This is a genomic window from Brevibacterium salitolerans (genome assembly GCF_039531405.1).
GTDB classification, from domain to species: Bacteria; Actinomycetota; Actinomycetes; order Actinomycetales; family Brevibacteriaceae; genus Brevibacterium; species Brevibacterium salitolerans.
The window spans coordinates 193,635-212,258 of record NZ_BAAAPZ010000003.1 but is presented as its reverse complement, the minus strand read 5'-3'; the positions used below and the strand labels follow the sequence as shown (position 1 = coordinate 212,258).

Annotated in this window: 16 protein-coding genes; 5 read left to right on the top strand and 11 right to left on the bottom strand. The window is 71.4% G+C overall.

The features are described from left to right. Positions 1–403: 403 nt before the first annotated feature. The 7 genes from ABD240_RS05615 to ABD240_RS05585 form a co-directional block, all read right to left on the bottom strand. Entirely contained in the window at positions 404–1,588 is a 1,185-nt protein-coding gene (locus ABD240_RS05615; protein ID WP_344336015.1) for a serine hydrolase domain-containing protein, read from the bottom strand. Continuing rightward, the gene (locus tag ABD240_RS05610; RefSeq protein ID WP_291798252.1) at positions 1,572–3,527 is read right to left on the bottom strand and encodes an ABC transporter ATP-binding protein; all 1,956 of its coding nucleotides are present in this window, start codon (positions 3,525–3,527) and stop codon (positions 1,572–1,574) included. Before ABD240_RS05610 ends, ABD240_RS05615 begins: the two co-directional genes overlap by 17 nt. Next, positions 3,527–4,480 carry an ABC transporter permease gene (locus tag ABD240_RS05605; RefSeq protein ID WP_291798255.1) on the bottom strand — a complete coding sequence of 318 codons (954 nt, stop codon included), beginning with the start codon at positions 4,478–4,480 and terminating at the stop codon, positions 3,527–3,529. The genes ABD240_RS05610 and ABD240_RS05605 overlap by 1 nt, the downstream gene beginning before the upstream one ends. Further along, positions 4,477–5,439, bottom strand: a complete 963-nt coding sequence (locus ABD240_RS05600) for an ABC transporter permease (RefSeq protein ID WP_344336010.1) — start codon at positions 5,437–5,439, stop codon at positions 4,477–4,479. Before ABD240_RS05600 ends, ABD240_RS05605 begins: the two co-directional genes overlap by 4 nt. Beyond that, complete coding sequence (locus ABD240_RS05595; protein ID WP_344336007.1) at positions 5,436–7,019, bottom strand: ABC transporter substrate-binding protein; 1,584 nt, start codon at positions 7,017–7,019, stop codon at positions 5,436–5,438. The genes ABD240_RS05600 and ABD240_RS05595 overlap by 4 nt, the downstream gene beginning before the upstream one ends. A 127-nt stretch (positions 7,020–7,146) precedes the next feature. Beyond that, complete coding sequence (locus ABD240_RS05590) at positions 7,147–8,415, bottom strand: trans-sulfuration enzyme family protein (protein ID WP_344336004.1); 1,269 nt, start codon at positions 8,413–8,415, stop codon at positions 7,147–7,149. 63 nt (positions 8,416–8,478) lie between these two features. Further along, positions 8,479–9,402, bottom strand: a complete 924-nt coding sequence (locus ABD240_RS05585) for a LysR substrate-binding domain-containing protein (RefSeq protein WP_291798267.1) — start codon at positions 9,400–9,402, stop codon at positions 8,479–8,481. Positions 9,403–9,496: 94 nt separating this feature from the next. Between ABD240_RS05585 and ABD240_RS05580 the strand changes: the two genes are divergently transcribed. From ABD240_RS05580 to ABD240_RS05570, 3 genes are all read left to right on the top strand, one after another. Next, positions 9,497–10,540, top strand: a complete 1,044-nt coding sequence (locus ABD240_RS05580; protein WP_344335999.1) for a YeiH family protein — start codon at positions 9,497–9,499, stop codon at positions 10,538–10,540. A gap of 238 nt (positions 10,541–10,778) precedes the next feature. Beyond that, a complete protein-coding gene (locus tag ABD240_RS05575) occupies positions 10,779–12,131 on the top strand; it encodes an SLC13 family permease (RefSeq protein WP_291791648.1) in 1,353 nt (450 codons plus the stop codon). A gap of 144 nt (positions 12,132–12,275) precedes the next feature. Continuing rightward, on the top strand, positions 12,276–12,722 hold the full coding sequence (locus ABD240_RS05570) for a hypothetical protein (protein ID WP_344335995.1): 447 nt from the start codon (positions 12,276–12,278) through the stop codon (positions 12,720–12,722). An 18-nt stretch (positions 12,723–12,740) separates the two neighbouring features. Here the strand turns inward: ABD240_RS05570 and ABD240_RS05565 are convergent, their stop codons facing one another. Then, entirely contained in the window at positions 12,741–13,184 is a 444-nt protein-coding gene (locus ABD240_RS05565) for an Lrp/AsnC family transcriptional regulator (protein WP_291791651.1), read from the bottom strand. Between the two features lie 80 nt (positions 13,185–13,264). On the opposite strand from ABD240_RS05565, the gene ABD240_RS05560 reads away from it, so the two are divergent. Then, positions 13,265–14,353, top strand: a complete 1,089-nt coding sequence (locus tag ABD240_RS05560; protein WP_344335989.1) for an EamA family transporter — start codon at positions 13,265–13,267, stop codon at positions 14,351–14,353. A gap of 138 nt (positions 14,354–14,491) precedes the next feature. Here ABD240_RS05560 and ABD240_RS05555 read toward each other — a convergent pair whose 3' ends face one another. Genes ABD240_RS05555 through ABD240_RS05545 form a run of 3 tightly spaced genes read right to left on the bottom strand, consistent with a single transcriptional unit; the run spans position 14,492 to position 16,852 of the window. Beyond that, positions 14,492–15,289: a GNAT family N-acetyltransferase gene (locus ABD240_RS05555; RefSeq protein ID WP_344335986.1), complete on the bottom strand. Its 798-nt coding sequence runs from the start codon at positions 15,287–15,289 to the stop codon at positions 14,492–14,494. Next, positions 15,286–16,479 carry an ornithine cyclodeaminase family protein gene (locus tag ABD240_RS05550; protein WP_344335983.1) on the bottom strand — a complete coding sequence of 398 codons (1,194 nt, stop codon included), beginning with the start codon at positions 16,477–16,479 and terminating at the stop codon, positions 15,286–15,288. The genes ABD240_RS05555 and ABD240_RS05550 overlap by 4 nt, the downstream gene beginning before the upstream one ends. Next, on the bottom strand, positions 16,466–16,852 hold the full coding sequence (locus ABD240_RS05545) for a DUF488 domain-containing protein (RefSeq protein WP_344335980.1): 387 nt from the start codon (positions 16,850–16,852) through the stop codon (positions 16,466–16,468). The genes ABD240_RS05550 and ABD240_RS05545 overlap by 14 nt, the downstream gene beginning before the upstream one ends. 246 nt (positions 16,853–17,098) lie before the next feature. On the opposite strand from ABD240_RS05545, the gene ABD240_RS05540 reads away from it, so the two are divergent. Continuing rightward, the gene (locus ABD240_RS05540) at positions 17,099–18,565 is read left to right on the top strand and encodes an NAD-dependent succinate-semialdehyde dehydrogenase (protein WP_291794447.1); all 1,467 of its coding nucleotides are present in this window, start codon (positions 17,099–17,101) and stop codon (positions 18,563–18,565) included. Positions 18,566–18,624: the final 59 nt, after the last annotated feature.

Genomic DNA, 18,624 nt, shown 5'->3' with positions numbered 1-18,624 from the left:
CGTCCCATGGCTGTCCGGCGCTGGACAGCCATGGGACGCGATCAGGGCGCACTGAACGTGGGCAGCTGCGGGAGCATGCAGAAGCCGCGGGAAGCGCGGGAGCGCAGGAGTGGCACTTCACTTCTCATGCTCCCGCGCTTCTCTCCCGCCACGCTCCTCCCCGCGCCCAGCCAAGTTACGTCTGCGTAGCGGCCGCCCGCCACGGCCGCTACGCAGACGTAACTTCACGGAGGGCGCAGGGGTGACGTGCATGCGAAAGACCCCGGGTATGTGCTTCGCCGCCCATCTGCATGTGGGCGGTCAAGCGCATACCCGGGGTCTCCGTGTCTTCAGCAGCCCAGCTCTCGGCCCCCAGCTCTCAGCTGCCCAGGCCCCAGACGCCCAGGCCTCAGCTGCCCGGGCCTCAGATGCCCAGGTCCGCCACGACTCCGAGCAGATCCTTCGCACGGGTGTCCACGTCCTCGCTCTGCATCTCGTTGGTGAGCAGGGAGAACGCGAGGCCGCGCTCCGGCCAGGCGCCGTGCAGTCCCCCGCCGGCACCGGTGTGGCCGAATGCAGGGCGCACGGGCCCATAGGTGCCGATGGGGTCGTCGAGCTCGTAGCCCAGCCCGAAGCGCAGCGGCCTGTCGTTGACCGCGTCCGTCCCCTCGGACCAGGTGCGGGTGTAGAGCGCGAGCGTCTCCGCGGACACGAGCGGGGCCTCCGGGGCGATGAGCAGGGAGTAGAGCTTCGCCATCGCGTCCGCCGTGCCCACCGCCCCGCCGGAGGCCAGTTCCGCGGCATGCCACAGGCGCGAGTTGTAGAGCGGCTCGTCCCCCGTCAGCAGCGCGCCGTACATGCGGTCCACGACGGCGCGGCGCTCCGGGTCGTCCCGGAGGAACGTCTGCACCCGATAGCCCGGAGCCTGGTGGATGGGAGCCACCCGCGGCTCCTCCGATTCCGGCAGCCCGAGGTGCAGGTCGAGCCCCCACGGCTCGCTCAGCTCGGTGCGCACCAGTTCGCCGACGCCCTTGCCCGTGATCCTGAGCAGGATCTCCGCGAGGAGGTAGCCGTAGGTGGTGGCGTGGTAGGCGACCTTGGTGCCGGGCTCCCACAGCGGCGCCTGCGCGGCGAGGATCTCCGCCATGCGCGCGTTGTCGACCCGTTCCTCCACCGCAGCCGGTTCCGGGTCCGCGTAGAGAAGGCCGAGGGTGTGGGACAGCACGTGGTGGACGCGCACGTCCGCCTTGCCCGCCGCGGCGAACTCCGGCCAGTACTCGGCCACCGGGACCTGCGGGTCCAGCTGGCCGCGGTCCGTGAGCTGTGCCGCGAGCGTGGCAACGACCCCCTTGGTGCCGGAGAACAGCACCGCCATGGTGTCCTCGTTCCAGGGCTCCTCACCGTCCCGCTCCGTCACGCCCCCGGTGAGGCGCAGCAGCGGCCTGCCCTCCCGGTAGAGGGAGAACGCCAGCCCGCCGGAACTCTCCCGCACGTGTGCGGAGAACACCTCGGTGATCCGTTCTGCGGCTCCGGCCGGGAGACCGTCCGCGGCGTGTGCCGTGGTCCGCTGGTGCGGGGCTGCCGAGGTCGTCTCAGAGCGTGGGGACATTCGCGAGGAGCTCCTTCGTGTAGGCGTGCGTGGGATGGGTGAGGACGTCGTCCGTGGGGCCCTCGTCCACGATGACCCCCTGGTTCAGCACCGCCACACGCGCGGCCACGTGCCGGGCGAGGGCGATGTTGTGGGTGACGAACAGCATGGACAGTCCGCGCTCCTCACGGAGGCGGGTGAGGAGGTCGATGATGCTCGCCTGCACCGAGACGTCCAGGGCCGAGGTGATCTCGTCGCAGATGAGCACCTGCGGCATATTCACCAGGGCGCGGGCCACGGCGGCGCGCTGGCGCTCACCGCCGGAGAGGTCGCCGGGCCTGCGGGAGTAGAACTGCCGTCCCAGCCGCACGGAGTCCAACGCCTCCTCCACCCGCTCGCGCCGCTGCGCACCGCTGAGTCCGCCGGCCATCTCCAGCGGCACGCTCAGCGACTCACCCAGCGTCCTGCGGGGATTGAGCGAGGAGAACGGCGACTGGAAGATGTACTGGATCTCGCGCCGCTGGTCCAGCGTACGGCGGCGGGTCGAGGTCGCGAGCTCCTCTCCGCGGTAGGTCAGCGAACCGGTCCAGGAGTCGAGGATGCCCGCGAGCGACCGGGAGAGGGTGGTCTTCCCGGAACCGGACTCGCCCAGGAGCATGGTGCACTCCCCCGCGCGCAGGTCCAGATCGATGCCGTCCAGCACCGTCTTCTCGCCGTAGGACAGTGACAGTCCGCGTGCGGACAGGACTGCCTCTCGTTCAGCCTCCTGCGGTGCCGGAGAACCCGCGCCCGAGGCCGGCTCACGGGCCGCAGGCGTCCCGCCGGCCGCAGGCGTCCCGCCCGGGCGCTCGCGGACCGTCGCCGGACCGGCGGCCGCGGGCTCGGCGGCCTCTGGCGGTCGGGTCTCTGCCGCACCCGGGGCCTCCGCATCCGGGGCCTCGGCGCCCTCCGCATCCGCGGCAGCCAGCACAGCGGCACCGCCGGGTGCCTCCGCACCGGCGGCCGCGGCCTCGGCGGCCTTCCGCCGCGATTCGAACTCGCTGATCCGGTTCCGGCCGGCGAGGTCCGGGACAGCTGCGATGAGGGTCTTCGTGTAGACGTGCCGGGGTGCGCCCAGCACCTCGGCGGCGGGCCCCTCCTCCACGAGTTCTCCGCGCAGCATCACCGCCACCCGGTCCGCGATCTCCGCGACCACGGCGAGGTCGTGCGTGATGTAGAGACCGGCGACGTTGTTCTTCAGCACCATGTCCCGGATGGTGTCCAGCACGAGCGCCTGCGTGGAGACGTCCAGGCCGGTGGTGGGCTCGTCGAGGACGAGAACGTCCGGGTACATCGCGAACGCCATCGCGATGCCGATCCGCTGCTGCTGACCGCCGGAGAGCTGATGCGGCCAGCGTCCCTGATAGGCGTCGTCGTCGGGCAGGCCCACCTCGCGCAGCACGCTGCGCACGCGCTCCGTGCGTTCGGCGGCGCTCGTGCCGAACTCGTGGATGTCCAGCACCTCGCGGATCTGCTCCCCCACCCGCATGCTGGGGTTGAGCGAGAGCGCGGGGTCCTGCGGGATGTAGGACACCCGGGAGCCGCGCAGACGGCGCAGTGAGACGTCGTCCAGCTCCGTCATCTCCGCCGGCTCCGTGGCATTGGAGGGATGCAGCGTGACGGAACCGCCGGAGTGGACCAGTCCTCTGCGGAAGTGGCCCAGTGCGGCAAGCCCCGCTGTGGTCTTGCCGGAGCCGGACTCGCCCACCAGCGCCAGCATCTCCGCCTGCCGCAGGTGGATGTCGACGCCCTTGAGGATCTCCGCGCCGCGTGTGGTGGAGATGCGCAGCGCGTCGATGTCGAGGATCGTGTCACCGGCGGCCACCCTGTCGTGCCAGGCGGAGCCCTCCACCATGGGCGCGCCGGTGGCGGTGCGGGTGCCGGTGGCCGTGCGTGTGCCGGAATCAGTGCTGCGCGCCATCATTCGTCCCCTACGTTGGCTGTGGCCGAGGCCCGTGCGATCGAGTCCGCGAGCAGGTTCGTGCCGATGGTGAGCACCGCGATCGCGAGGACCGGCAGCATCACGCCCCACGGCTGGACCGCGAGCGCGATGCGGTTCTCGTTGATCATGAGGCCCCAGTCCGCCGCCGGCGGCTGCATGCCCAGGCCCAGGAAGGACAGCGAGGCGATGGCGCCGATCGAATACGTGAGGCGCAGGCCGGCCTCCACCGTGAGCGGCCCGGTGACGTTGGGCAGGATCTCCCGGAACAGGATCCGGGTGCGCGGCATCGCGTACATCTCCGCCGCACGGATGTAGTCCTCGTTGATGACGCCCAGCGCTGCGGCCCGCGTCACCCGGGCGATGCGCGGAGCGTGCGTGATCGCGATGACCGTGACGAGCACCCACGGCTGGGGGCCCAGCACGGTGATGGCGAGCAGCGCGAAGACCAGCTGCGGAACGGCCAGCAGCACGTCGTTAGCGCGCATGAGCAGCGAATCGAGCCAGCCGCCCACGTAGGCCGCGACCATGCCGAAGAACACTCCCAGGAACATGCCGAGAGCCGTGGCCAGCACCGAGTAGACGAGCAGTGTGAGACCGCCGGCGAGGAACCGTGAGAGCACATCGCGGCCGAGGTTGTCCGTGCCGAAGAGGCCGGAGCCCTGGAACGGCCGGTCTGCGAAGTCCGTGGCCGTGAAGCCGGTGACCCCGGGCAGCAGGAGCGGTCCCACGAGGGCGGTGACGAGCACCAGCGCCGTGAGCGCCGTGCCGATCTTCGCCTGCCGCTGCGCCCAGAAGCGGGTGACGACGGTGTTCCTGGGAGAGGGCTTCTCCGCCGGAGCGCCCGAGGCCGCGGTCCCCTGCGGCACGGGCGCTCCCTGCGATGTGACTCCCTGTGCGGCGGCCTGTTCAGGAGAGGGTGTGTGCGCGGTCATCGCTTCTCACCTCCGATGCGGAGCTTGGGATCGGCCAGGATGCCGACGATGTCCGCCAGCAGGTTCACGACCATGTAGATGACGGCCACGAGCATGGTCAGCGCCTGCACGACCTGGACATCGCGGTAGTTCACCGCGTCGATGAGCGCCTGCCCCAGGCCCGGATAGCGGAAGAGGAACTCGACGACGACCACGCCGCCGGCCATCCAGGCGAGCTGGATCGCGGCGACCTGGGCGACGGGGCCGATCGCGTGCGGGAGCGCATGGCGCAGGATCACGCGGCGCTCCGGCACGCCCTTGAGCCGGGCCATCTCCACGTAGCCGGAGTCCAGCACCTCCAGCATCGTGGCACGCATCATCCGGGCGATGTAGGGGGTGACGACGAGGACGAGGACCGCCGTGGGCAGGATGAGCTGGCTGGGGAAGTCCCAGACATTGGTGCCCGGCGGGGCCATCGTCACGGCCGGCAGGAGGTTGAACACCGTCGTGGCGAAGATCGCCACGAGGGCGATGCCGATGACGAACTCCGGCAGCGCGGCGAGGACGAGGGCGATGCCGGTGATCGTCGAGTCGACGGCCTTCCCGCGGCGCAGCGCGGACCAGATGCCCAGCAGGATGCCCGCGGGGACGGCGATCACCGCGGCGATGACCATGAGGAACAGCGAGGCGCCCGCGCGCTCCCCGATCATCTGGGACACCGGCAGACCGGAGGCGGCCGAGGTGCCCAGGTCGCCCGTGAGCAGGCCTCCCAGCCAGATGAGGTAGCGCTGCCAGGCGGGGTCGTCGAGATTCATCTGCGCGTGCAGGGCGGCGATCCGCTCCGGGGTGGCCTGCTGGCCCAGGATCGCCCGGGCCGGGTCGCCGGGCAGCAGCAGCGTGGCGCAGAAGATCAGCAGCGAGACGGCGAGGAGGATGACGATGCTGATCGCCAGCCTCCTGACTATGAGCTTGGCGATCATCTGACCTCTCCGATCCAGACCTTGTGCAGCTGGAAGCCGGAGAGCGGCACACCGCTCCGGTCCTCCTCCAGTCCGCCCACGTAGCTCTGATAGGCGTCGATCTGATTGGCGAAGCCCCAGATGATGAGACCGCCGCGGTCGTAGAGGATCTCCTGCGCCTGGCCGATGAGCTCCTGGCGCTTCGCGTCGTCGGTCTCCGAGCGGATCCGCCCCACCAGGTCGATGTACTCCTCGTCGTCCCAGTGCGTCTCGTTGAAGGGCGCGTCCGGCATCATGCCGGCGTTGGACTGGCCCAGGAAGTCACGGGTGTACCAGAACGTCTGGGAGAAGTCGTAGTTGAGATAGTCCGTCCAGTAGGTGGTGAGGTCCATCCGGTTGATCGTCACGGTGATGCCGGCCTCCGCGGCCTGCTCCGCGAACACCTGCGCCGCTTCGACCACGCCGGACTGGATGGGTGCGGTGACCAGCTCCACCTCGAGCCCGTCGGGATAGCCGGCCTCCGCCAGCAGCCGCTTGGCCTCCTCGATGTCCTGCTCGCGCTGCGGCAGGTCCTTCGGATATCCCTCGCCGAACACGGCGAACATGTCATTGCCCACCGTGCCGCGGCCGGAGAGCACCTGTTCGAGCATGCCGGGCCGGTCCACAGCCAGCCGGAAGGCCTGCCGCACCTTCACGTCGTCGAACGGCTCGCGGTCCACCCGCATGGTGAACGGCATGTACATGCCGGTGACGGAGTCGAGGATGTTGATGCGCTCGTCCGCGCCGATCACTTCGACCAGCGCCGGCGGGATCTGTGCGATCGCATCGACCTGGTTGGACAGGAGCGCGTTGATGAGCGCGTCCGTGTCGTTGAAGTTGAGGAGGCTGACCTCGTCGAGGTAGGGGCCCTCGTCGCCCCAGAAGTGGGGGTTGCGCACCATCACCGTCGACATCGCCGGCGTGAAGCTGTCGAGCATGAACGGGCCGGTGCCCACCGGAGCCGCCGGGTCGAAGTCCTCCGGCACGATGATGTTGCTGTAGGAGCCGAAGTTGTTGAGGAACGCGGAGTCCGCCACGGAGAGCCGGAACTCGATCTCGTTCTCACCCGTCTTGGCGATCTCGTCCAGATGGGCGAGCGAGGCCGCGCCGGACTTGGGGTCGTCCGGGTCGATGATCCGCATGTAGCTGGCGATCACGTCCTCCGGTCGCAGAGGTCTGCCGTCACAGAACTTCACGCCCTCGCGCAGCTGGACGGTCCAGACGGTCGCATCGTCGTTGGGCGTCGCGGCTGTGGCCAGCATGGGCTGCAGCGTGTAGTCGTGGTCGAAGTACATCAGCGTGTTGTACAGGTTGATGGCGCGGGCGATGTCGCCGAGGTTCGTGGCGACCGCGCCGTCCAGGGTGTCCGAGGCGCCGCCGCCCACGAACCCCACGCGCAGCTCGCCGCCGGAGACGGGCGGTCCCTGCACGTTCACCTGCGGCGCCGCAGCGGGCCTGCCGCCGCACGCGGCCAGCAGGATGCCGAGGCCCAGCCCCAGCCCGCCTCCGAGCACCGTGCGTCTGCGCAGCTCCGATCGACCGGAATGCTCCGGTGGGATCATGGCTCATCGCCCCCTGTCCTGTGTTGGGATGTACGTCACAGTAAGAGGCTTGTTGCAATATGTGCAACTTCAGACGAGTTTCGCGACGTGGAACCCTGCGCTCTCAGGGCAGGCGCGCTCCGCACTCTCAGTGCTGGTGAGGAGCCTCCCGCAGCGCCAGCTCGAGATCCGCCCAGAGATCCTCCACGTGCTCGATCCCCACGCTCAGCCGCACCAGCCCCTCCGGCACCGTGGCCGGCTCCGCCGTGTGACGACGGCGGCGCTCGATGAGGCTCTCGACCCCGCCCAGGGAGGTCGCGGGAGTCCACAGGCGGCACGCGCCCACGACCGCCTCGGCGACGCCCGCCGGCCCCAGGTCGATCGAGATGATCGCCCCGAAGCCGCTCATCTGCGCACGGGCACGCGCGTGACCGGCATCACCCGGCAGTCCCGGATAGCGGACGGCGCGCACCGCGGGATGACCGGCGAGGCGCTCCGCGAGCACCTGCGCGTTCTCGCACGCCCGCTCCATGCGCAGCGCGAGGGTCCGCAGACCGCGCAGCGCCAGCCACGCCTCGAAGGGGCCGGCGATCGCACCGCGGATCGAGCGGTCGTGGTGCAGCGCCGCCCGCACCTGCGGGTCGCCGGTGACCACGGCACCGAGGACCACGTCGGAGTGACCCGCCAGGTACTTCGTCACGGAGTGCACCACCACGTCCGCGCCCATGTCCAGGGGCCGCTGCAGCAGCGGTGTGGCGAAGGTGTTGTCCACGATCACGAGCGCGCCGTGCGCATGCGCTCCGGCCACCAGCGCGGGCAGGTCCGCGACCTCCAGCATGGGGTTGGTGGGGCTCTCCACCCAGAGCACCACGGGATGACCACCCAGGATCCCAGCGCGCTCCACGCCCGTCTTCGCCTTAGCGGCCGCGAGGGCTGCGAGGACGGCCTCGGTGTCCGCGATGTCCACCGTCACGAGGTCGAACCGGCCCTTGGCGGCGGCCTCCTCCGCCCCCACCAGCGCACCCTGGTAGGTGTGGGCGGGCATGATCACGGTGCCGCCGGGGGCAGTGAGCTCCAGCGCGGAGGCGATGGCCGCCAGACCGGAGCCGTAGAGCAGGCCGGGGAGCTCGCAGCCCTCGAGCCGCGCGAGCGCCTCCTCGAACGGATCCCAGGTGGGATTGGAGAACCGGCCGTAGCCGCGTCCGCCGTCGGCCAGCTCCCCCACCCCCACGAAGGTCGAGGACACGGTGATGGGCAGGTTCACGGGCGCGTCGTCCTCCCGCGCCGGTCTCGCGGTCTCCACGACCACGGTCTCCGGACGAAGGGACGGCGGCGCCGCGGAGTGCGGGGGCTGCACGGAATGCGGGGCGGCGGGATTCGCTGTCTGCGGAGTGCGGGGATCTTCAGGGAGCGACATGGGAACAGGGTAGACCGCGCCCGAGGTGCATCGACGGGCCGTTTCACCCCCGCCGGCTGCTGCTCACCTCTGGCGGACGAGGTCCAGCAGCTCCGCCGCGGCTCCGCGGGGGCGGGTGCCGGCCGGCCAGAGCGCGCGCAGCGGGCGGGTGAGGCGCACCTCGGGCGCGTGGGCCACCTCGACGAGGGCACCGGAGTGCACCGCCTCGTGCAGCGCCAGGCGGGAGAGCGCGCAGGGAGCGATCCCGGCGCGTGCGGCGACCCGGATCGCCGCATTGGAGGAGTGTTCGGCCGCGATCGCCGGCCCGCCCCAGCCGGCGAGCGCACGGTCCACCGCATCACGCGTGCCGGAACCCGGCTCCCGGACCAGGAGCGGGGTCGCGGCGAGCTCGGCCGCGCCCACGGGCGCACGCCTGCGGGCCCAGGGGTGGCCGGGGCTCACCGCGACGATGAGCTCGTCCTCGCCGATCACCTGCGACTCCACCCCCTCCGGCGCTCCGGGGGACTCGATGAGGCCGAGCTCCACGCGGGAGGCGCGGACGGCCCGGGCCACCTCGAGCGAATTGGCCACCTCGAGGGCCACGCGCGCTCCCGGCCGAGCGGCGCGGAAGCGCTCCAGCCAGACCGGCAGGAGGAATTCCGCGACGGTGAGGGAGGCGCTCACACTCACCTCGACCGCCCGTTCCCGGCGCAGCGCGGTGAGGCCGTCGCGCACCCGCACCAGCCCGTCGACCACCGGCTCCGCCCAGGCGGCCACCGCCCGGCCCTGCTCCGTGAGCACGGTGCCGCGCGGGGTGCGGACGAGCAGCCGCAGACCGGACTCCGCCTCGAAGGACCGCAGTGCGCGCGAGGCATGGGGCTGGGCGAGGCCGACGGCCCGCGCCGCCTCGCCGATTGAGCTCATCTCCCCGTCCCTGCCGGCGCGCAGCAGGTGGACGAGGAGGACGAGGACGCGGGTGTCCGGCAGCTCGTGGACGGGAAGGGGCATGCCCGCATCCTCCCACAGCCCATACCGATTCTGTATGCATATGGCCGGATCCGCCGTCTACCGCGGGCTCTTCCGACGGCGGAGAGTGGCGGACATGCCCACAGCTTCCCTCCTCAGACCCGTCAGCGCAGCCCTTCCACGGCGTTCCTCCGTGCCCGGCCTGGCCGTCGCCGCCGCGGCCACCGTCGTCTCCCTCCTCCTGGGCTCCCTCGCCGAGGCCCTCAGCCCCATGCTCGTCGCGATCGTGCTGGGCGCCGTGCTCGCCAACACCGTGCATCTGCCGGCCGCCCTGGAGCCCGGGCTCGGCTACGCGGCCAAGACCCTGCTGCGCGGCGGCGTGGTGCTGCTGGGCGCACAGCTCGCGCTGGGCGACGTGCTGGCGCTGGGCGGCGGCGGAATCGTGCTGGCGGTCCTCGTCGTGGGCCTCGGCTTCGGGGCCGCGCTGCTCAGCGGCCGGCTGCTGCGGGTCCCCGCCGGCCTCACCCTCCTCATCGGCGCCGGCTTCTCCGTCTGCGGGGCCGCCGCGGTCGCCGGGGCACAGTCGGCGGTGCGGGCGAGCAAGGAGCACGCGGCGGCGGCAGTGGCCCTCGTCGTGGGCTTCGGCACCCTCATGATCGCCTTCGTCCCGCTGGCCGGTGCGGCCCTGGGCCTCGACCCGCACACCACCGGCGTCTGGGCCGGCGCGAGCACCCACGAGGTGGCGCAGGTGGTGGCGATCGGCGGGATCGTGGGCGGGGGCGCGCTCGAACCGGCGGTGGTCGTCAAGCTCGCCCGTGTCGCGCTGCTCGCGCCCCTCGTCGCGATCCTCGCCGTGGTCGGCGCACGGGCCGTGCGCCGCGTCACCTTCCCCGAGGACGGGGCCGAGGCCGCACACACCCGCCCGCCGCTGGTCCCCGCCTTCCTCCTCGGCTTCCTCGCGCTGGTGGCCCTGCGCAGCCTCGGCTGGATCCCCACAGGCTGGCTCTCCCCCGTCCAGACGGTGCAGACGGTCCTCCTCACGGCGGCGATGTTCGCGCTCGGCAACCAGGTGCGCCTCACCCAGCTGCGCGCACTGGGCGCCGGTCCGCTCCTCGTCGCGGCGATCACCACCGTGGTGGTCGCGGCCGTGGGCCTCGGCGGGGCCGTGCTGCTGGGCTGAAAGGGCGGTGCTCCGGCGCGTCGCGCGGGGGCCGGGACCGGGGCCGGCAGTACTGTTGCTGCGACAGCAGCCTGCGACGAGGCTCACGGGGCGCGCACCCACTCGAGGAGGAGTGAGCACAGTCCTCCCCGCACGGCTTTGTCGCCGGACACGCAGATGCGACGCTCCCCGCCCTCCCTCAGGTTAAGGTACTGCGTCGCCCCCTGCGGGGCAGCCCATCGTCCCACTCTGAGGAACCATGACAGAACAGCTCATCGCCCTGGCGGTCTTCATCGCCATGTTCGCCCTCGGCGCGATCCGCGGGATCCCCATCGGCGTGCTCATGCTCGCCGGCGCCGCCGGAAGCGCCCTCCTGCTCACCGACCTCCCGCTCGACGACGTGATCGCGGGATTCCCGCTCGACATCATGGTCCTGCTGGCGGGCGTCACGCTCTTCTTCGCGATCGCGCAGCTCAACGGCACCATCGACAAGCTCATCGACCGGGCCCTGGCCAAGGTGGGCTCCAATGCGCTCCTGCTGCCGTTCGTCTTCTTCCTCATCACCGGGGCGATCGCCTCCATGGGAGCTCCCCTGGCCGGCCTCGTGATGATGCCGGTGGGCATGCAGGTCGCCCGCCGCTACGGGATCGACTACGCGCTCATGGGGCTGTCGATGTGCTTCGCCATCGGCGCCGGCGGCTTCGCTCCCACCAGCCTCTACGGCATCGTCACCTATTCCACCGCCCACGGCGCGGGGATCGAGCTCAGCCCGTTCCTCCTCTTCGGCATCGCAGTGGGCGTGTACCTGCTCATGCTGGCCTTCTCCTACGCCGTGTGGGGCCGGAGGAAGGCCTCCGCTCCCGTGCCCGCGGCAGCCGGGACCCTCTCGCGCGGCTCCGCCTCGACCTCCTCGATCGAGTTCGGCGAGGGCGATGACGACGACGCCCGCTTCTCCGCGGACGAGGCCGGCGAGGGCTTCTCGAAGGTGGAGCCGTTCACCGGCATCCAGTGGGCCACCGTGGCCGCGATCCTGGTCCTGCTCGCCTCCGTCGTGGTCATCGCGGCCACCGGCGGCGATCCGGACATCGGCATCCTCTGCTTCGCGCTCTCCGGCATCCTGCTGCTCATCGACCCCTCCCAGAGCAGGGCCGCGGTGACGAAGATCGACTGGTCGACCGTGCTGCTGGTGGGCGGCATCATCACCTTCGTGGGCCTGCTGGAGGAGATGGGCGCCGTCGAGATGCTGGGCGACGCGGCGAAGTCCGTAGGCTCCCCGCTGGTGTCCGCCTTCGTACTCTGCCTGGTGGGCGGGCTGGTCTCCGCCTTCGCCTCGACCACCGGCATCCTCGCGGCCCTCGTCCCGCTCGCGCTCCCGCTCATCGCCGACGGCAGCCTGCCCGGCTGGGCGCTCATCGCCGCCCTGGGCGTGTGCTCCGCCGTGGTCGACGTCTCGCCGTTCTCCACCCTGGGCGCGACCGTGGTCGCCACGGCGCCGGAGGAGCAGAAGTCCCGCCTCACGCGCCTGCTCGTGCGCTTCGGCCTCTCGATGGTCGTCGTGGGGCCGGTCCTCCTCGTGGGCGGCCTGGTGCTGCCCGCGATGCTGGCAGGCTGAGGCCGCTCGTCCTGAGGCTGCTCGTCCTGAGGCGCCCGCTCCGCGACCGTGCGGGGCGAGCGCCTCTTCCGTTCCACGGCCGGCTCTCCTACGGTGGAGAGAGGAGGCTCGACCGCCGAGGAGGACGCAGAGGAGGCAAGCGCGATGAGGGGGCGCAGGGATCCGATCCGCTGGAAGGGGACGCTGCGGCACCGGCTGATCTGGACGGCGCTCACGGCGGTCGCGATCGCCGTGATGTTCGCCCTCAACTGGTCCGAGCAGCACACGAGCTTCCCCGGTGCGGCACAGCAGCGCTCCTACCTGCTCCTGTGGCTCATCAGCGCCGCCGGCCTGGTGACCGGCGCGTGGATCGACCGGCCGCGCACACTGCGGAACCTGCTGCTGGCGGCTTCGACGGCCCTCCTGCTCGGGGCCGCGCTCGGTACGGCTGCCTGGCCCGAGGCGAGTGTCCAGATCAGCACCTCCCTCCCCCTCCTCCTCGGGGCCGCCATGGTCCTCTGGCCGGACAGCCCCGGGTGGATGCGCCGCCGGGAGGCGGAGGAGTCCGCCGCGAGGGGAACCGCGCACCGGCCCGTGCACCGCACGCGGTGAGACGCCCCTGCGGGCCGCTCAGACGCCCGCGCCCTTCACCAGCTTCATCGTGAGGTGCGAGTCCACGCGGGCCACTCCGGGGAGCGCACTGAGCGTGTGCGAGATGAAGCGCTCCGCCGCGGCGAGGTCCGCCACCGCGATCCGCACCAGGTAGTCCGGCAGACCGAACATCTGCCGCAGCTCGATGACCTCCGGACAGGGGGCAAGCGCGGATTCGAAGGCCTCCGCGCTGTCCTTCGTCTTCAGCCCCATCTCCACGAAGACGAGCACTTCCAGGCCCCGCCCGAGCTTCGCCGCGTCGACGCGCGCGTGGTAGCCGGAGATGATCCCGGCCTCCTCCAGACGGCGCACCCTGCGCAGACAGGGGCTGGGAGTGAGCCCCACGGCGTCCGCGAGTTCCGTGTTGCTCAGTCTGCCGTTCTCCTGCAGGAGGCGGATGATGTCCTCATCGATGGAATCCATGAGCAGATCATGCCACGTCAGGGCTTGGATGAGGCATTATCGGCAATCGCCTGCTTCAGGGATTTCCATAGCATTGCGCCATGACCACCGTTCCCCACACCACACGCACCCTCGGAGCCCGCACAGCCGCGTCGCTCCCGCCTCGCCCGGCAGCGCCGCTCCTACCCCGCACGGCAGCGCGCACCGCAGGAGGATCTGCGGGGGCCGCGGGAACCGTCACCGGTGCACTGCAGGTGACGGCGGCAGCGGTCCTCTGGGGCGTCGGCGCCGCGGCAGCCGCCTTCGTCTTCGCGATCTCCACGCTCTCACCGGCCGCGCTCTCCTTCTGGCGCTTCGCCCTGGCCGCCGCGATCCTCCTCGCACTGCACACCCTGCGCCGCGTATTCCGGGGAGGGCCCGGCCTCTTCCGGCTCCTCCGCTCCCAGGGGCCGGCTCTGCTGCTCACCGGCGCACTGCTGGCGGCCGCGCAGACGCTCATGTACGCCTCGGTGGCGAGCATGGGCGCGGGCCTGGGCTCCACCCTGGTGCTGGCGACGGGGCCGGTGGTGATGGCGCTGCTGTCCATTCCGGTACTGGGTCTCACGCTCAACCGGGCAGGATGGCTGACGATGGTCCCTGCGCTCGCGGCGATCACCGCACTGCTGCTGGTCAGCGGCGAGGAGGCGAAGCTCACCGTACTGGGCCCGGTCTTCGCCGTGGCCGCGGCGACCTCGCACTCGCTCATGACCCTCGTGTCGAAGAAGCTCGCGGGGAGCGCTCCGCCGCGGGCGAGGGACGCGGAGGAGGCTTCGGGCGACTCCGACCTGCTGGGCCGCACGGCCCTCACCTTCGTGGCGGCGAGCCTCGCGCTGCTGCCCGTCGCCGCCGCACAGGGTCTGGCTCTGGGGACTGCGCGCCCCGGTCTGGTGATCGCCCTCATCGCAATGCTCGCGGTGTGCATGACGGTCGTGCCCTATCTGCTGTACTTCGACGGGGTCACACGGATCGCTCCCGCCACCGCGGGCGTCCTCATGATGTGCCAGCTCGCGGCGGCGAACATCGCGGGCGTGGTGCTGCTGGGCGAGAGGATCAGCCTGCTCTCCGGGCTGCTGCTCTGCGCGCTCATCGCGTCGATCGTCCTTCACGTGCGGCTGAGCCGCTCCCGCCCCACCCGCGCCGCGCCACGCTGACCTGCGAGGCCCCAGACCGGAAGCCCCGCACCTTCCCTCCCGTCTGCGGATTCGCCGCGCATCGGTGTTGGAAGCGGCGAATCCGCAGACGGGAAGCCGTGGAATCCGGCTTCCCGTCTGTTCCGCTTTTCGCCTCACTCAGTCCAGCGGCTTCTCCAGCACCACGAACTCGAGGTCGTCGCGCTGCGGCAGACCGAACTGCTCCTGCCCGTAGGGGAACGGCTCCGTCTCTCCGGTGAGCTCGAATCCGCGCCGGCGGTAGTAGGCGATGAGCTCCGCGCGCTGACGGATCACCGTCATGCGCATCCGCCCGGCTCCCCACTGCTCGACGACGTGGGCCTCCGCCGCCGCCATCACCGCGGAACCGATGCCCGTCCCCTGGTTCCCCGGTTGCACCGCGAACGTGCCGAAGTACGCGAGACCGTTCCCCCGATCCGCCAGCTGCACGCACGCCCGCAGCGCCCCGCTCACGTCCTCACCCGCGGCCCCGGGCACGCTCACCGCACCCGCAGTCCCAGCTGCACCCGCAGCGTTCACCTCGCGCGCCGCACGGAACAGCAGCACCACGGTGCCCTCCTCCGCGAGCATCTCCCGGGCCATTCCCGCGTCCATGCGCTGCCCACCCAGCAGGTCCGCCTCCGTGGTCCAGCCCGCCCGGGAGGCGTCGCCGCGGTACGCGGACTGCACCAGGGCGACCAGCTCCGGCACGTCGGCGGGGCCGGCAGGGGCCATCTCCAGCCCCGCTGCGCGCAGACGGGCCGCCGCCGAGGCCGCCCTCCCCGTCGAGGGCTCCGTGCGTTCCGAGGCCTCCCGCGCAGGGCCGCCGGCCGCCTCCGCAGGGTTGCCCACCACCTCCACAGAGCCGCCGCCGGGCGTCTCCGCCGTCTCACCGCCCGCACCCGCGCTGCCGGCCACGGCTTCCTTCTCGCTTCTCACTGCTCCACGTCCTCTCGCCCCGCGCCTGCTTCACCGGCCGCGCCTGCTGCATCGGCCGAGCCCGCGCCCGCGTCCTCTGCTCCCGTTCCCGCACGGCCGGCCGGGTCTGCTCCGCCGCCCGCACCCGCACCCGCCGCGCCGCCGCTCTGCACGACGGCCTCGTAGATCGCGCCGGCCACGGCCACGTCCTCCCAGGACATGCCGGAGGTCTTGAACACGACGGGGCGGTCGTCGCTCAGGGCCGCCTCTCCCTCCGTGACGACCTCGCGCAGGGTGTGCACCTGCTCCCAGCCCAGATGCCCCTCCTCGATGGCGAGGATGACGTCGCCGGCCTCGCGCCGGGCGTTGGCGAAGGTCTCCACGATCACGTGGCTGCGTCCCAGCAGGGCACCGGGCAGCTCGCGTTCGGAGGGTGAGTGCGAGCCCATCGCCACCACGAGCGCGTCCGCGCGCACGGCGGAGTCCGCGAAGAGCGGCTCCGAGGCCGAGGTGGCGGTGATGATGAGGTCGACGTCTGCCAGGGCGGCATCGAGGTCCTCCCCCAGTACGGCCTCGGTCGCGGGCACGCCCTCCTCCGTGAGCGTCCGGGTGAGCTCCTGCGCCCGTCCTGCGGTGCGCACACCGAACACCACGCTGCGCACGGGTGCCACCGCCTGAGCCGCCCGCACATGCGGCAGCGCCTGCGCCCCGGCGCCGATGACGCAGAGACGCACCCCGTCCGGGAAGCGGGCGGGGACGAAGCCGGAGACGCCGGCCAGCGAGAGCGCGGGCGTCCGCAGGTTGGTCGCCGCAGCTCCGTCGATCCGGGCCAGCTGGGTGTGGGTGGTGCGATCGGTGAGGAGCACGCTGCCCTGGATGGTGGGCAGTCCGCGTGCGGAGTTGCCGGGCGTGCGTGTGACGACCTTGACCGCGGCGTAGTCCCCCAGCTCGGAAGGCATGAGGATCATCTCCCCGCCGCTGAGCTCCACGATGGTGCGCGGCACGTCCTCCTCCGGGTCGAAGCCCGCCACCGCGTCGCGGATGGCCGCGATGGCCTCGGCGAAGCCGAGCGCCCCGGCGACCTCCTCCGCGCCGATGTCCAGCATCTCCTGTCCCGCCGCGCCGGTGTGCCGGGCGTCCGCACCGGCCTGGGCCTCGGCCCGCGCTCCGGCGCCCTGCGCACGACCGTCCGTCTTCTCACTGCCTGCCATGTGACTGCTCCTGCTCCTGCAGATGCTCCGCGAGCACCCGGGCGTGGTTGTGCGTCTCGTCCTTGGCACCGTACAGGAGCACGAGCGAGTGCTTGCGCGAGTTCCGGAAACGCTGCAGCAGCGCCTCCCCCGCACCGGATTCCTCGAGCTCCGCACGATAGGCCTCCCGGAACTCCGCGAAGCTCAGCGCGCCGGAGTGGAAGCGCTTGCGCAGCTCGTCCGAGGGAGCGGCGTCCTTGTCCCATTCGTCGAAGGCGAGGTCGTCCTTGCGCACCCCGCGCGGCCAGAGCCGGTCCACGAGAACCCGGAATCCGGTCTTTCCGTGCCTGTCGTCGTAGAGCCGATGGACCTCGATGTCGATGTGCTCGCCCATGACGCCACGATACGTCGTCGGACCCCTCGCGCGCTCTCCCCGGCGGGCGGGGATATGAGGGCGCCCTCCCCTGGCGGGCGGGGGCACGAGGGCGCCCTCCCGGCGGGCGGGGATATGAGACAGCGCACACCGGCCGCCCGCACATGACTAGACTGCACACCAGCCGGTCCGGAGGCCCCCAGAGCACCGGGTCGGCGATGATTCCTTTTCGCACATGAAGTCGTCGCCGACGAAAGAGGAGAAGACGTGGACCTCACCCCCATCATCGAGAAGCTGAACACCGGGGTTTTCATCAACGGACAGTGGCGTGATGCCGAGGGCGGACGCACCCTGGAAGTCCGCAATCCCGCCACGGGCGCGGTCATCACCACCATCGCGGACGGCTCCGAGAACGATGCGCTCGAGGCGATCGCCGCCGCCGGCGCCGCCCAGGCGGACTGGGCCGCCACCGCTCCCCGCGAACGCGCGGAGATCCTCCGCCGGGCCTTCGAGCTGCTCCACGAGCGGGCGGACGACATCGCCGCGATCATGACGGCGGAGATGGGCAAGCCGTTCGCGGAGTCCAAGGGCGAGGTCGCCTACGGCGCCGAGTTCTTCCGCTGGTTCTCCGAGGAGGCCGTCCGCGTGCACGGCGACTTCACGCAGTCCACGGACGGGAAGAACCGCCTCATGATCAGCCGGGAGCCGGTGGGCCCCTGCATCCTCATCACGCCGTGGAACTTCCCGCTGGCGATGGGCACGCGCAAGATCGGCCCCGCGCTGGCGGCCGGCTGCACCGTCGTCCTCAAGCCCGCGCAGCTCACCCCTCTCACCTCGTTCATGCTCGTGGACGTCCTCCGTGAGGCCGGGCTGCCGGACGGCGTGGTCAACGTCGTCACCTCGTCCTCCGCACGCCGCGTGGTGACGCCGTGGATGGAATCGGGCATCGCCCGGAAGATCTCCTTCACCGGCTCCACCGAGGTGGGCGTCAACCTCATGAAGCAGGCCGCGGAGACGGTCATGAAGACGTCGATGGAGCTGGGCGGGAACGCGCCGTTCCTGGTCATGGACGATGCGGACGTGGACGACGCCGTCGAGGGCGCAGTCCTTGCGAAGATGCGCAACAACGGTGAGGCGTGCACCGCGGCCAACCGCCTCTACGTGCAGAGGGGCGTTGCGGAGGAGTTCTCCCGCAAGCTCGCGGAGCGGATCGGCTCCATGAAGGTGGGCGACGGCCTCGCCGAGGGCACCCAGGTGGGTCCGCTCGTGGACCAGGACCAGCTCGACAAGGTCGCTGAGCTCGTCGACCAGGCGGTGGAGGCCGGCGCGACCGTCCTCACCGGAGGCAAGAAGATCGAGGGCGACGGCTACTTCTTCGCCCCCACCGTCCTCACCGATGTGCCGGAGAACGCGACGCTGCGCGTCGAGGAGATCTTCGGTCCCGTCGCGCCGATCGTCGTCTTCGACACGGATGACGAGGCGATCGAACTCGCCAACGGCACCGAGTACGGCCTCGCCTCCTACCTGTACTGCAAGGACATCGACAGGGCGCTGGCACTTGCGGAGCGGATCGAGTCCGGCATGGTGGGCCTCAACACCGGCCTGGTCTCCAACCCGGCCGCGCCGTTCGGAGGCGTCAAGCAGTCCGGGCTGGGCCGCGAGGGCGGCTCCACCGGCATCGACGAGTACCTGGAGCTCAAGTACGTGGCGCTCCCCCGCGCCAACGCACGATGAGACGCTGAGCCAGGCGCAGCGCCGCACTGCGAACCGCGAGGCCCCGGGACGTGTGACAC